This window comes from Flavobacterium sp. RSSB_23, assembly GCF_051547145.1.
Lineage (GTDB): Bacteria > Bacteroidota > Bacteroidia > Flavobacteriales > Flavobacteriaceae > Flavobacterium.
On record NZ_JBPTTO010000001.1, the window covers coordinates 634,713 to 649,923 of the forward strand.

10 protein-coding genes are annotated in these 15,211 nt (G+C 35.9%); 4 read left to right on the top strand and 6 right to left on the bottom strand.

What is annotated here, in order from left to right; all coding sequences use genetic code 11:
* Window positions 1-44 precede the first annotated feature (44 nt).
* Window positions 45-419: a DoxX family membrane protein gene (locus ACSVH9_RS02960; RefSeq protein WP_298296146.1), complete on the bottom strand. Its 375-nt coding sequence runs from the start codon at window positions 417-419 to the stop codon at window positions 45-47.
* A gap of 194 nt (window positions 420-613) precedes the next feature.
* Window positions 614-1,534, bottom strand: a complete 921-nt coding sequence (locus ACSVH9_RS02965; protein WP_438062412.1) for a DUF4349 domain-containing protein — start codon at window positions 1,532-1,534, stop codon at window positions 614-616.
* A 204-nt stretch (window positions 1,535-1,738) separates the two neighbouring features.
* On the opposite strand from ACSVH9_RS02965, the gene ACSVH9_RS02970 reads away from it, so the two are divergent.
* The 4 genes from ACSVH9_RS02970 to ACSVH9_RS02985 all read left to right on the top strand — a co-directional run bounded on the left by ACSVH9_RS02970 (window position 1,739) and on the right by ACSVH9_RS02985 (window position 8,500).
* Window positions 1,739-3,025, top strand: a complete 1,287-nt coding sequence (locus tag ACSVH9_RS02970) for an anthranilate synthase component I family protein (RefSeq protein ID WP_438062413.1) — start codon at window positions 1,739-1,741, stop codon at window positions 3,023-3,025.
* A gap of 198 nt (window positions 3,026-3,223) precedes the next feature.
* Entirely contained in the window at window positions 3,224-4,531 is a 1,308-nt protein-coding gene (gene tilS / locus ACSVH9_RS02975; RefSeq protein WP_438062414.1) for a tRNA lysidine(34) synthetase TilS, read from the top strand.
* 9 nt (window positions 4,532-4,540) lie between these two features.
* Window positions 4,541-6,571 (top strand): protein-disulfide reductase DsbD family protein, encoded by a 2,031-nt coding sequence (locus ACSVH9_RS02980; RefSeq protein WP_438062415.1) that lies wholly within the window; start codon window positions 4,541-4,543, stop codon window positions 6,569-6,571.
* 81 nt (window positions 6,572-6,652) lie between these two features.
* The gene (locus tag ACSVH9_RS02985; RefSeq protein WP_438062416.1) at window positions 6,653-8,500 is read left to right on the top strand and encodes a CocE/NonD family hydrolase; all 1,848 of its coding nucleotides are present in this window, start codon (window positions 6,653-6,655) and stop codon (window positions 8,498-8,500) included.
* A gap of 273 nt (window positions 8,501-8,773) precedes the next feature.
* On the opposite strand, the gene ACSVH9_RS02990 is transcribed toward ACSVH9_RS02985, so the two are convergent.
* From ACSVH9_RS02990 to ACSVH9_RS03005, 4 genes are all read right to left on the bottom strand, one after another.
* The gene (locus ACSVH9_RS02990) at window positions 8,774-10,099 is read right to left on the bottom strand and encodes an ammonium transporter (protein WP_159684076.1); all 1,326 of its coding nucleotides are present in this window, start codon (window positions 10,097-10,099) and stop codon (window positions 8,774-8,776) included.
* A 299-nt stretch (window positions 10,100-10,398) separates the two neighbouring features.
* Entirely contained in the window at window positions 10,399-10,773 is a 375-nt protein-coding gene (locus tag ACSVH9_RS02995; protein ID WP_315146064.1) for a PH domain-containing protein, read from the bottom strand.
* A gap of 5 nt (window positions 10,774-10,778) precedes the next feature.
* A complete protein-coding gene (locus ACSVH9_RS03000; protein WP_438062417.1) occupies window positions 10,779-12,083 on the bottom strand; it encodes an amidohydrolase family protein in 1,305 nt (434 codons plus the stop codon).
* A gap of 41 nt (window positions 12,084-12,124) precedes the next feature.
* On the bottom strand, window positions 12,125-15,124 hold the full coding sequence (locus tag ACSVH9_RS03005) for an amidohydrolase family protein (RefSeq protein WP_438062418.1): 3,000 nt from the start codon (window positions 15,122-15,124) through the stop codon (window positions 12,125-12,127).
* Window positions 15,125-15,211 lie beyond the last annotated feature (87 nt).

Here is a 15,211-nt window from a genome sequence, read left to right on the forward strand (position 1 = left end):
AAGAAACCCGTCTCGTGATAATGAGACGGGTTTTGTTTTTTAAATCAAGGAGTAAATACACTTTTGTAATTGTCCCAATAGCGATAAATTAAGAATAAATTCCCCAAGAATAAAGCGCCAGCAATCGGGATGCCCTCGGGAGCCAAAAAGATATTGATGAACAAGATGTTTATCGTGATAGGAAGAATCAAAATATTGGCTAACGTCACAAAACGATTACTTACAAAAGCTAATCCGCAAAGGAGTTCTATTCCCTTGGCTAGAGGCATAAGATAGGTTGCAGCTACCAATCCTACATTGAAGGCTTTAAAATTTCCTGTTGTTTCAGGCTCTGGCATTAAGTGAAAAAAATAACTGATGGATGCGAACAATAATAGCAGTCCAATCAAAATCCGAATAATAGTAGTGGCTATTTTCATATTTACAATACATTTTAGGGGTTACTTTTTTGAAATCAACAACGAATCATTTCTTGGTTGGGTACTACTTTTAAAACTATATTTTTTAGGAAATGTTTAATTGTCTATCAAATTTAAGTAAAATATTGATAAATAGTGAATTGCAAGTCTTGTTTTTCGGATTTTGATTTTTTAAGCTAATGAATATACAGACTTTATTTTATGTTTTTTATGAAAGGCACTTTCTTAAATATCCAGTATATTACTAAACCAATTAGCGCTAACCACCATAATTTCAAAAGGAAAACTACCAACGACAGCAAATGAAACCAACCAGATTGCAACGCATCCAAAATTTGAATTCCAATAGCTGGCTCAAAGTAATACCCTTGTTTTTCATTGGCTACCAATTCCTGTTTTACAACTTCTCTTTGGTACAACTGAAGGGTAATGGTGCTGTAATTGATTTGGTCTTGCAGCGATAAATTATCTATAAGGCTATTATCACTTGCAGCTTTTTGATTTTCAAGTTGCGATTCGGCATTCATAACATCATTGATTTTTTTACCTTTTGTATCAATGGCATTAGCTACTCTTTTTTCACTGGTAGCACTTCTTTTTTGCAACAATTCATTGGATAGTAATCGTAGCGCTACATCATCTGCTTTGATTAATCGGTAGTCTAAATAATCAATTTCTTTGGCAATTTCTTTTACCACGGTATCCATATTTTGTTGCGGTACACGAAGGGTGATAGTATTTTCAACTTGGTATTTAGTGGTTTCTAGTGTGCTGTCTTGACTAATTTTAGTACTTATTTTGTCATTTATGGTACTTTGAAGGTTGGAGTAGGTAACTAAACCACCCCATTTTTTAGTGGTATTCTCAATCAAGTTGGTCGATTGGACGACACTTTTTACTTTGAATTTGATATCTGCTGTTCGAATGAGCTTCCTTTTTTCTACTGTTTTTGGAGTTTCTGTGGTTTTTTCTGGGGTGTTGCTAACGGTTGCGCTATCGGCAACAGCTGTGGCGTAATCGGCGGTTTCTTCTGCCGAAACATCAGCTTTTTTACACGAAAATAGTACTACTGCGATGATTACGGCTAGGATGCCTGCTTTTGCAATTGTCTTCATAAATAAAATAGTTTAATAGATTAAAAAAGGGTTAAAATTCAAATAAAAGTTCCAAAATGGAGTAAGCGTAGTTTTTTAATCAATACCTAATTTTATTTAGTGAAGTAGTACTTTTTTTACCTATTAAAAAGTGTGCCAATTTTTTTGAGGAAGAAGACAGAAGGCATTTTTTTGTCGTAATTTTGGAGCTTAAAATAATTATTATTGAGAGTCTCTGAATTTTATACTATAGACAATCCTTCACTTTTTAAGGAACAACTGTTGCATTGGGCACAGCAGTTTCGTGAAGTTGCTTTTTTGGATAGCAATAATTACCCACAAGCGTATTCTAGTTATGATTGTTTGTTGGCCGTAGACGCTTTTACGCTGCTGCAAACTGATTATGATAATGCTTTTGAGGATTTAAAACAGTACCAGCAAACGACCAAGGATTGGCTGTTTGGCTATTTGTCTTATGATTTAAAAAATGATAGCGAGCGTTTGCAATCCAATAATTTTGATGGCTTGGATTTCCCAGATTTATTCTTCTTTCAGCCCAAAAAGATTTTTTTGCTAAAAGGTAATCAGCTAGAAACAAGGTATTTGCATTTATGTGATGACGAATTGCAAGAAGATTATCAAGATATCACGACTATTGTTCCTCAACAAAGTATTACTTACGAGTCTGTTGATGTACTAGCTAGAATAGACCAAAAAAAATACATCGAGCAAGTACAAAAAATGCAGGAATACATTCATAAAGGCGATATTTATGAAGCCAATTTTTGTATGGAATTTTATGCAGAAAACGCAACCATTCAACCGCTTGAAAAGTTTCAAAAGTTAAATGCAATTTCGCAACCACCCTTTGCGGTTTTCTTAAAAAATAACCAACAGTACTTGTTGTCTGCCACGCCAGAACGCTATTTGAGAAAAGAAGGAGAAGATTTGATTTCGCAACCCATAAAAGGAACCGCAAAACGCTACGAAGACCCAGCGGCTGACGAAAAAGCAAAAGAAGATTTGGCTTCAAATCCAAAGGAACGCGCTGAAAATATTATGATTACCGATTTGGTTCGCAATGATTTATCGCGAACCGCCCAAAAAGGTTCGGTGCAAGTAGAAGAACTTTGCGGTATTTATTCTTTTATGCAAGTCCATCAAATGATTTCAACCATCACCTCAAAAATGGACGAAAAATATTCAGTTATTGATGTATTGCGCCTTACTTTTCCAATGGGAAGTATGACGGGAGCTCCCAAAATTTCGGCAATGAAAATCATCGAGGAATTGGAAGCAACCAAAAGAGGTTTGTACAGCGGGGCAGTAGGTTATTTCACTCCCGAAGGCGATTTTGATTTCAATGTTGTGATTCGCAGTATTTTGTACAATCAAAAGAAGCAATATCTTTCTTTTTCGGTCGGAAGTGCTATCACAGCGCTATCGGTACCAGAGCAAGAATACGAGGAATGTTTGCTCAAAGCCAAAGCAATGAAAACCGTATTAGAATAAAATTTTTAAAACAGAAACTATTTTTAGGAGCGCTAACAATAGGCTTTCTTGGTAATAGGGTTTCCAGCTATCCGCTATATCTCTTGTATTGGCCTCCGCCATACAAGAGGATGCCGCTCCTATCTGGGCTAAAGACTAACAATTGTCTATTTTTGGAAACAAAAAAAGGCATCTAATTAAAAAAATGTAAATTTGAGCATGCAAAACCTCTTTTACCAACATCTACAAACGCAATTTCCGTTTCTCGAAAACAAAAAATTATTGTTAGCCGTAAGTGGTGGTATAGACAGTATGGTACTTTTGCATTTGTTGCAGCAATTGCCTTACACCATTGCTATCGCGCATTGCAATTTTCAACTCCGTGGTATCGAAAGTTTTGAAGACCAAAATTTTGTTCAAGAGTATGCTCTTCTACATCAAATTCCCTTTTATTGCACTCAATTCGATACTCAGGCATTTGCCAATGATTATAAGCTTTCGACACAAGTTGCAGCAAGAGAACTGCGTTATGATTGGTTTTATGAACAACTAGAGTTCCATCAATTCGACTTTGTTGTAACCGCCCATCACGCCGATGATAATCTAGAAACTTTTTTAATCAACCTCTCAAGAGGCACAGGTTTAGACGGATTGTCGGGTATACCTGCGCAAAACGAAGCGGTAATTCGACCATTATTGCCTTTTTCTAGAACAGCAATTGAGGAATATGCCAAAGCTAATAATTTACAATGGCGGGAAGACAGTAGTAATGCCTCGGATAAATATTTACGCAACCAAATTCGCCATCATTTAGTTCCAATGCTCAAAGAACTAAATCCTGATTTTTTAAAAGCTTTTGGAATGACTCAAGAGTATTTGCAACAAGCACAAGAATTGGTTTCAGATGCGGCTAGTATGGTGTATCAGCAAGTAGCAAGAGAAGAAGGGGACACCATTTATTTTGATTTAAAACAAGTATTACGCTTGCCTAATTATGCTTCTTATTTGTACCAATGGTTTAAAGAATATGGCTTTTCGGCTTGGGATGATATTTATAATTTGGTGTATAGTCAATCAGGAAAACAAGTTTTTTCAGCAGACTACAGATTACTCAAAGACCGCGATTTTTTTATTTTGAGTCCAATACAAGAACCTGAAAAGGAGAAATATTTCATCGAAAAAAATCAAGATAAAGTTAAGATTCCCTTAAAACTCCAGTTTTGTAAAGTAACAGACATTTACAAAGCAGATTCAAGTACTATCTTTGTCGATGAATCAAAGTTAGCCTATCCTTTGGTGCTCAGAAAATGGCAAGAAGGCGACGTCTTTTTTCCTTTGGGAATGAACGGCAAAAGCAAAAAAGTAAGTAAGTTTTTTAAAGATGAAAAAATGGCACTTTTAGACAAAGAGAATACTTGGCTTTTGTGTTCCAATGATGCCATTGTTTGGGTAATAGGAAAGCGAGCTGACGAACGATTCAAAGTAGAGAACACCACCAACACAATTTTAAAAATAGAATTAATATAAGTTATAGTAATGAAAAAACACCTTCTTTTAGGACTTTTAGTTTTCTTTTGTAGTTTGGGTAACGCCCAAATTTTGGACCCAGTAAAATGGACCACCAAAATCGAGCAAAAATCAGCAACCAATTTTATAATAACATTCAATGCGACCATCGAAAACGAATGGCACGTATATTCACAGTTTACTCCAGATGGTGGTCCATTGCCTTTAGAAGTTAACTTCAAAAATCAAAAAGGGAATTATACTTTGGTAGGCAAAGCTAAAGAAAGTAAAACAAGAACTGCTTACAATGATATTTTTGAAGTAAATGAAACTTTTTTTGAGAAAAAAGCGCAAATAACGCAAGAGATAAGTCTAGTAAATAAAGGCGTTAAGACCATCGAAGTAGAGCTGAATTTTCAAGCTTGCAAAGAAGTTTGTATCAATCTCGAAAAGAAATTTAGCATTGCAATTCCTGAGTTGAAAAACGCAACTACAACAGCATCTCCAACTACTCCGATTAATGATTTAGTAAAAGATACGACTGCGCAGACAATAGATTCTGCAACAGTTGCCGCTGATACTGTAAAAGATTCAGTTGCTACTGAGACTTCTCAAATAACTCCAGCAAAAAGCGCAACAACAGAACACGGGTTGTGGGCTATTTTCTTTATTGCTTTTTTATCAGGTTTTGCAGCATTGTTAACGCCTTGTGTTTTTCCAATGATTCCAATGACCGTAAGTTTCTTTACCAAGCAAAGCAAAAACAAAGCGGCAGGTATCAGAAACGCCATTATCTACGGAATTTCAATTATCGTTATTTATGTAGGTTTGGGCTTATTGGTTACTTGGATTTTCGGCGCCGATGCGCTGAATGCTTTATCGACAAATGTTTGGTTTAACCTTATTTTCTTCATTTTGTTGGTAGTGTTTGCTACCTCTTTTTTAGGGGCTTTCGAAATTATGTTACCTAATTCGTGGGCAAACAAAGTAGACAGTCAAGCCGACCGTGGTGGAATTATAGGTATTTTGTTTATGGCATTGGCATTAGCCATTGTGTCTTTTTCTTGTACGGGTCCTATTGTTGGAACTTTATTAGTAGAAGCTGCTTCTAAGGGTGGAATTGCACCAGTAGTTGGGATGTTAGGTTTTTCATTGGCATTAGCCTTACCTTTTATGTTGTTCGCAATGTTCCCAGGTTGGTTGAATTCATTACCTAAATCTGGAGGTTGGTTGAATACCGTAAAAGTAGTTCTTGGATTCTTAGAATTGGCTTTAGCTTTCAAATTTTTATCCAATGCAGATTTGGTATTGCAATTGCATTTGCTAGAACGCGAAGTTTTTATCGCGATTTGGATTGCTATTTTTGGAGCGTTATCGTTGTATCTTTTTGGAAAAATCACACTACCACACGATAGTCCAGTAGGACACATTTCTGTGGGTAGATTGTATATGGGATTACTTTCATTGGTGTTTACCTTTTATTTAATTCCAGGGTTATGGGGTGCGCCTTTGAAATTTATCAATGCTTTTCCTCCACCAATGGAATATAGCGAAAGCCCAATGGGATTTGGAGGCTCATCTACTAGTGTAGCTACAAAAGAGTTACCTGATGGAGGCAAAATTGGTCCTCACGGGATTGTTGTTTTTGATGATTATGAAGAAGGTTTGGCTTATGCCAAAAAAGTAAATAAACCCATCATGCTTGATTTTACAGGTTTTGCTTGTGTAAATTGCCGCAAAATGGAAAACAATGTTTGGTCCAATCCTAATGTGTTGTCTATTTTAAAAGAGAGAGTAGTTGTGATTTCATTGTATGTAGACGATAAAAGAGAATTGCCGAAAAATGAGCAGTTCTTTTCAAAAGCTACCGAATCAGAGATAGAAACAATAGGGGATAAGTGGACTGATTTTATGATTACAAGATACAAGACCAATACGCAGCCTTTGTATGTCTTGACGGATTTAGAAGGGAAAAGCTTGAATACAAAACAACCTACTATAAGTTTTGTTGATGTAGAAGAATACGAGGCTTGGCTAAAAGCGGGTATTGCTAAATTTTAAAGTTCAATATATTTTTTTAATCCCATCTGTGAAAACGGATGGGATTTCTTATTTTTACGAATTATCAATAAACCAACCAATATGAAAAAATTACTACTGCTCCCTTTTTTGTTTTTGTGCCTTTCGGCATTAGGACAAGAAAAGAAACCCAACTATGTAGCTGAAAATTATACCAAGCAAGAAGTGCGAATTAAAATGCGCGATGGTTTGGAATTATTTACAGCTATTTATTCCCCAAAAGATACTTCTAAAAAGTATCCTATCGTAATGCAACGTACTCCCTACAATTGCGCACCTTACGGGCCAGACCAGTTTAAAAGAAGCATTGCTCCCAACGAGACGATGATGAAAGAAGGATACATTGTGGTGTATCAAGATGTGAGAGGGCGCTATATGAGCGATGGTTTATACGACAATATGAGAGGCTATATTCCAAATAAAAAGGGAAAAACGGAGGTTGATGAGGCTTCAGATACTTATGATACTATTGATTGGTTGGTGAAAAATGTAGCCAATAACAATGGAAATGTGGGGACTTGGGGAATTTCATATCCAGGTTATTATGCTTCTTATTCTTTGTTGAGTGGGCATCCTGCACTAAAAGCGGTTTCTCCTCAGGCTTGTATTAGTGATTTCTTCTTTGATGACTTCCATCATAATGGGGCTTATTTATTAAGCTATTGGAAGGTGACGCCACTTTTTGGTCCTCAAAAAACAAAGCCAACTACAGAAGCTTGGTTTAAATTCCCAAATGTAGGTACCAATGACGATTATCAGTTCTTTTTGAATGCTGGGCCGTTAGTGAATTTGGACAAATACTATGATTCGTCCAATGAATTTTGGCAACAATTAAAAGAGCATTCAAGCTATGATGAATTTTGGCAAAAAAGAGGCTTGTTGCAGCATTTAAAAAATATCAAACCAGCTGTTATGATTGTTGGAGGTTGGTTCGATGCTGAGGATTTGTATGGTCCATTGAATACGTATTCAACCATAGAAAAAAGCAGTAAAAATTACAATACAATTGTTATGGGGCCTTGGAGCCACGGCGATTGGGCTAGAAATTCAGAAAAGCAAATCATTGGAAATATTAATTTTGGTGACAGTATTTCTGGTTTTTATCAAAAGAATATTGAGGCTAATTTTTTCCGTCATTTCTTGAAAAATAATGGAAAAGGGGAGAACAAATTACCCGAAGCTTATGTTTTTGATACAGGAAGAAAAGAATGGAAAACCTACGATACTTGGCCTCCAAAAAACACAGAGAAACAACAATTCTATTTGCAACCGCAACAAAAATTAACTAAAAATGCTGGAGCAGTCTCTTTTGAGGAATTTATCAGTGACCCAAAGAAACCAGTGCCACATTCTGAAGATATCAAGCAACAAGGTTTGACTCCAAGAAAATATATGACCGATGACCAACGATTTGCGGCTAGGAGACCTGATGTTTTGGTTTTTGAAACCGATGTTTTAGCGGAAGATATTACTTTGGCTGGAGATATTTTAGCCAAATTGCAAGTAGCTACCACTGGAACAGATGCGGATTGGATAGTTAAAGTTGTGGATGTTTTCCCGAATGACGAACCCGAAACCAAAGAAGTGCAGCCATATCTAAAAATGAGTAATTATCACATGATGGTGCGCAGTGAGGTGATGAGAGGTCGTTTTCGTAATAGTTTTGTAAATCCAGAACCTTTTGTTGCCAACGAGAAAACTCCGGTTAATGTAAAATTACAAGATGTTTTTCATACCTTCAAAAAAGGACATAAAATTCAAATTCAAGTGCAGAGTTCTTGGTTTCCTTTGATAGATTTGAACCCACAAACTTTTGTGCCGAACATTTTTTATGCTAAGCCAGAGGATTTCAAAAAGCAAACCCATAGAGTGTATTCAGATTCAGCTATTGAATTCACTGTTTTGAAATAAAGATTTTTTTTTCATTCGTAATTACCTCCAAACTAGTTTTGGAGGTTTTTTTATGGCAAAAACCGAATAGTTATTTGTGATTTTTGACGAAGTGATTAGCTTGTTTAAGTGGAGTAGTATTCTTGTGAATGTTGAATTCTGGTCTATTTCAATTTTATTATTGCTATTAGAGAAAGAGTGATTCTTTACTAAAATATTTGCCATTTCACAGAGAATAAAAAAATGGCTGTCTCAAAAGAAACAGCCATTTTTTTAATTTGGGGCGGGTATTTTTTATAGGTATTCTCCGTGTTGAGTAATATCTAATCCTAATTCTTCTTTATCTTCACTTACACGCAAAGGAGTGATTTTGTTTACAATAAAGAATAAAGCATAAGAAGCAGCAAAAGCAAAGATAGAAACCAATACTAAAGCTTTCAATTGGATTAAGAATAGGGTAGCGTCACCGTAGATTAATCCTTGGTTGTCACCAACAATTGAGTTCACAGATTTTGAAGCAAAAACACCAGTTAAAAGCATTCCTACCATACCACCTACACCGTGACAAGCAAATACATCCAAAGCATCATCAATTTTTCCTTTAGGGAATTTGCTGCATACAAAGTTACTCACGATACTAGCAATGATACCAATTGCAATAGCGCTAGGAATAGTTACGAATCCAGCTGCTGGTGTGATAGCAACTAATCCTACAACTGCACCAATACAAGCACCCATTGCTGATAATTTATGTCCTAATATTTTGTCTAAGAAAACCCAAGCCATTGCAGCAGCAGCAGCAGCTACAGTTGTTGTTCCTAAAGCTTGAGCAGCTAAACCGCTAGCTCCAACAGCAGAACCTGCATTGAACCCGAACCATCCGAACCATAATAAACCAGTTCCTAATAATACATAAGTAATACGAGCAGGGTTAACTTTTTGTACTTTTCTTTTGCCTAAGAACATTGCTCCAGCCAAAGCAGCCCAACCAGCACTCATGTGAACTACAGTTCCTCCAGCAAAGTCTAATACTCCCCATCCGAAGAATAAACCATCAGGATGCCAAGTCATATGACATAAAGGAGCGTATATGAATAAAATGAATAAAACCATGAATAATAAGTAAGCCCAGAAACGAACACGCTCTGCAAAAGCTCCCGTAATTAATGCAGGTGTAATAATTGCAAATTTAGCTTGAAAGAAAGCAAATAAAATAAATGGAATTGTTGGCGCAAGTTCCCATGCAGTGGTTGAATTTACTCCGTTAAACATAAAGTTGCTTGATGGGTCACCAATTATACCACCTACAGAAGGTCCAAAGCATAATCCGAAACCAACTAATACCCATAAAACAGTGACAATTACCATTGCCATAAAACTTTGTAGCATTGTACTAATTACATTCTTTTTTCCAACCATACCTCCATAGAAGAAACCTAGTCCTGGTGTCATGATTAATACTAAGGCTGATGCAACAATCATCCAAGCTGTATCGCCTGTGTCTAGTTTTAAAGCTACAACATGTGCTCCTAATGCAGTTGCTTCACTTTGAAAATAAATTGAAAAAACGGATAATACCAAAATTGTGATTAGTATCACACTCAAAATAATCTTTCGCATAGTTTATAGTTTTTTTGTTAATTATGGGTTAAAAATATAAAATCATTTGTAACCCCTATAAAAAATCATAAATAAAAATTAATTTTTACTAAATTGATATTTTACCCCCTTGTATTTTGAGGGTAGTGTCAATTTTTTATTGATTATTTTACATTTTGTTAATCGTTATTTTTTTGAATGAATGTAAAATTCATCAACTTAGTCAATTCGTAATTTAATTTTAGCTTGATTTACTCCCATAAAAAAAGGAGGAATCTAAATAGAAACCTCCCTTACTTAATTTTGTTTTTTACAGTATATTATAGAGTGTGTTTACTCAAAATACGATATACTTCATTGATGTTATTACCACCTTTTCCAAATTGTTTTGATATGGGTTCATTGTCATTATTCAGCCAAATTTTTAAATCGGCATCCAAATCAAGTATCCCAGCACTCTCTTTTGAGAATTTTTTGATGTTTTTGTAGGGAATGGATAAGTAATCTACTTTGGAACCCACTAATTGTTTTTCGACTAGTATTAATCTTTTGTTGGTAAAAACAAACATATCTTTTATTAATCGGAAGGCTTTTTCGATTACTTCGCCTTCAATTAATATTGGTTCAAACTCTTTAGAAGCACTTTCGATAGTTACTTCTGAGGCGTTTCCTAAAATGGCATTGAATAGTCCCATAGTGTTTATTTTTGATTGTATTTTGCTTTGTATTTATCGCTAAGTTTTGTTTGATGCGTCGCCAAACTAATCATTCTCCCTTGAATAAAGGCATGGGTTAGTTTGTTAGTTCTCATGTCTAAAGCATCGCCTTCTGAGATGAAAAGTGTAGCGTCCTTTCCTTCTTCTAATGAACCACATTGTTGGTCAATTCCTAATATCTTAGCGGTATTCAAGGTGATTAATTGTAACGCTTTTTCTTTTTCTAAGCCATAAGCTACACAAGTTCCTGCCAAAAAGGGAAGGTTTCTTGAACTCATTCTTTCTTTACTTCCGCTATTTTCTAGACCAACCAGAATTCCTTTATCAGTTAATATTTTGGCCATTTTATAAGGTAAATCGATATCTTGGTCTTCGTTGGTAGGCATATCGTGAATTCTTCTTAAAAGTACACTAATATTGTTTTTAAGCAAAAGTGGCGCTACTTTATAAGCTTCGAATCCGCCCACAATCACCATTTTTTTAATTCCATTCTCAAGAGCTAATTGAATACCATCTGTTATTTGTTTTTCTTCATCAGCGTGAATGAACAAGGTTTGAGTTCCGTCAAATAAGCCTTTGGTAGCTTCAGTAACTAAATTTCTGCTGTCTGAGGTACCGCCCAAATAAGCTTTCGCACTTTTGAAAAAAGCATCTAATTCTTGAAGTTGTTTGTTGTACTCTTTATTTGGCTCGATAGAACCTGGTTCCGCCCACCAGCCCCCTCTTCTAAAAGTAGCTGGAAGATTAATATGGATGCCATCATTCTCTTTTATTAGTGCTTCTTTCCAGTGCCAAGCATCTAATTGTACGATAGAAGAACTACCAGAGATTCGTCCTCCTCTTGGTGTGATTTGAGCCATTAAAATTCCGTTAGGACGAACGGTTTCAATTACTTTCGAATCGGCAGTGTAGGCCACAATACTTCTAACGTTGGGGTTAAAAGTTCCAATTTCTTCCTCATCATCCGAAGATTTTACGGCGTCAATTTCTACCAATCCTAAAGTTGAATTGGGTACAATAAATCCTGGATATACGTGTTTTCCGGTCGCATCTATTGTTGTATTGTACGCATCTTTGGCTAATTTTATTTGTTGTGCATTGGCTACCAAAGTAATTTTTCCGTTTTTAAAACCAATGGCTGCGTTTTCTATTACTTCACCTGTTCCTAAATGTGCTGTGGCATTAAGGATAAGTATCGATTGAGATTGTGGTGGCGCAGGTATTTGTTGGGCTTGACTAAGTGTCGAAAAACCTAGAGTGGCCAATAAAAGTGCTATTTTTATGTTCATCTTTTTTAAAATTTGGTGTTCGTAGTGCATACTAGATTGGATTACAATTCTTCCATTGTATCGCATTCGTACTCTGGTTTGATTGATTTTTTAGGAGCTTGTGTGGCCATTCCTTTGTTTTTTTCTAACAATAACTGACCAATCAATTGAGCTCTTTCTTTAGCATTTGCAGCTCTTTTGGCTTCATCTACTTGGCTGTCAAAATATACTACACCTTCGATTAACGTTTTTTCTGCTTTGGCATAAATAGACAAAGGATTGTTGTTCCAAAGTACTACATCGGCATCTTTACCTACTTTAATACTTCCTACTTTGTCGTCTATGTGTAATAATTTTGCTGGATTTAAAGTCACAAATTTCCAAGCTTCTTCCTCCGAAATGTTACCATATTTAACTGCTTTTGCAGCTTCTTGATTCAATCTTCTTGACATTTCGGCATCATCTGAATTGTAGGCTACTACTAATCCGTGGTTATGCATAATCGGACCGTTTTGTGGAATAGCATCGTTTACTTCGAATTTATAAGCCCACCAGTCAGAGAAAGTTGAGGCTCCAACACCGTGTTCTTTCATTTTGTCAGCCACTTTGTATCCTTCAAGAATGTGGGTATAGGTGTTAACTTTAAAGCCCATTTTGTCTGCCACATTCATCAACATCAAGATTTCTGATTGTACATAAGAATGACAAGTGATGAATCGTTTGTTGTTCAAAATTTCTGCTAAAGTCTGTAATTCCAAATCGGTTCTTGGTGCTTTTGCTTTGTCTTTTTTGCCGCTTGCATTGAATTTTTTCCAAGCTAAGTCGTATTCTTTGGCTCTTTGGAAATAATCCGTAAATACTTGTTCTACTCCCATACGAGTTTGAGGAAAACGTGTTGGATTCGCGTTACCCCAGTTGGATTGTTTTACGTTTTCACCCAAGGCAAATTTGATGAATTTTGGTTGGTTTTTGTATAACAATTCTTCTGGTTCCATTCCCCATTTCCATTTTACGATAGCCGAGCGACCACCGATTGGGTTAGCTGAACCGTGAAGTAATTGTGATGTAGTAACACCTCCCGCTAAATCTCTGTAAATATTAATGTCTTCGGAGTTAACTGCGTCTTCGATAGTTACTTCAGCACTCGAGTTATGTCCACCTTCATTCACACCGTTTGAAATAGCAATGTGAGAGTGTTCGTCAATGATACCGCTAGTTAAGTGTTTTCCTTTGGCATCAATGATGGTAGCTCCACCATCTGAAAGATTTTTTCCGATGGCAGCAATTTTACCGTTTTTAACCAATACGTCGGTTTGTTCTAGAATTCCTTCTTTTTCGTTGGTCCAAACCGTTGCATTTTTAAACAATAGCGTTTGTGCTTTTGGGATTTCAGTATTTCCGTATGCAATGTTTGGATAAGTAACAGGCTGAACCGCGAATGGTTTTTCAACGGCGGTTGAGTCTTTTACAATCTTAAATGGCGCAGTTTTTTTGGCATACCAAGTCACTTCTGAACCATTGTTTAAAATGGCTTTTCCAGATAAATTTTCGGTAGTGTCTACCAAGCCATTTAGTCTTGAAAAATTGGTTTTTACATCGTCATTAGATTTGATTAATAACGTTACCCATTGATTTGCAAAAGTCAAATTCGATTTTACTTTCTTTTTATCAGCGGTTGTAATATCCGATTTTGGTTTGGCAACTTCTCCTTCAATTTTTAACTTATAGGTTTCATTACTTACGGTCAAATCGTACTCTCCACGAATATCTTTTACAGTCCAATCGTTAATTACATACTTATTGCCTTGTACCCAGTTTTCGAAAACGATGGTTTTTTCGTCAAAAATGGCTCCTGAAGTAATGATGAAGTTGGCATAACTTCCTGTTTTTAAGCTTCCAATTTCATTGCTTTTTCCAAGTAAAGCAGCTGGAGTAGTAGTTAAGGCTTCTAACGCTTTGGTCGGGTCAAAACCAAATTGAATGGCTTTTAATAAATTTCCTCTAAAGTCCTCTATCTTTTTTAATTTGTCTGTAGTTAATGCGAAAGTAATTCCGTTTTCAGATAGTACTTTTAAGTTGCTAGGTGCTTGATTCCAAAAACGTAAGTCAGCCAACTCCATTTGGTTCGCATTGAACGGATTTGAAACATCGTAAGCTTCCGGGAAGTTAATCGGGATGATAAAACTAGCATTCGTTTTTTTGATTTCTTGAATGCGTTCAAATTCGTTTCCAGCACCTTTGAGGATATAATTTAAGCCAAATTCTTTTGCAATTTTTGAGGCTCTTAAACTATTCAATTTGTCTTCTGCTGTAAAAATTTGAACTAATTTTTCGTTAGCAATCAACGCTTCTAAGGATAAATCTTTGTTTGTTGCATTTCCATTTTTATACCATTCTTTGTCGTGATACATTTGGCGAAGCAAAGCCATCATTCCCATCAAAGAAGAAGGGTAGGACTGATTGGTAGTTACACTACGAGTAAAACCAAAGTGTTGGCTGGCTTTGTTGCTCAAAATTCGATTGGTTTTATCGCTGTTATTCAAAGCAACTATGGCTCCAGTTCCTCTGGCAATTCCATCTTGAATATGAGTGCCTACAACACCAAATCCGGCTTTTAATAATTCTTCAGCTTTGGTTTCGTCGTAAGCGAAAGTTTCGTAAGCATTGATTTCTGAGCGAATGTTTTCATTCCAATAATAGCCTGCACGTTTGGTGTCATAAGAAGAACCTCTTTCGCCAGATGCTGCTCTTTTTGGTTTTTCAGCACCAAAACTAGTATACATATCGATGAAGGAAGGGTAAATTGATTTTCCTTCGGCATCAATTATCATTGCGTTTTTGGGGATAGCAACTGAGTTTCCTGATGCTACTACTTTACCATTTTGAATGAGTAAAGTTCCTTTTTCAATGATTTGAGTAGGGGTAACATAGATTTTTGCGTTGGTAAAAGCAGTGTAATAATTGTTTTTGTTTGGAATACTTTCGTTATTCGGAAAGTACTCTTGTGCTTGTGTTTTCGCTATAAAAACACCAAAAAAGAGTAGGATTATAAGTTTTTTCATAATGGGTTAGTTAATTTTTTTAAAATTACTAAAATTAATAACACTTGGAAGAGCTATTTAAATTTTAACGTCTGTTTTATAGCTGAA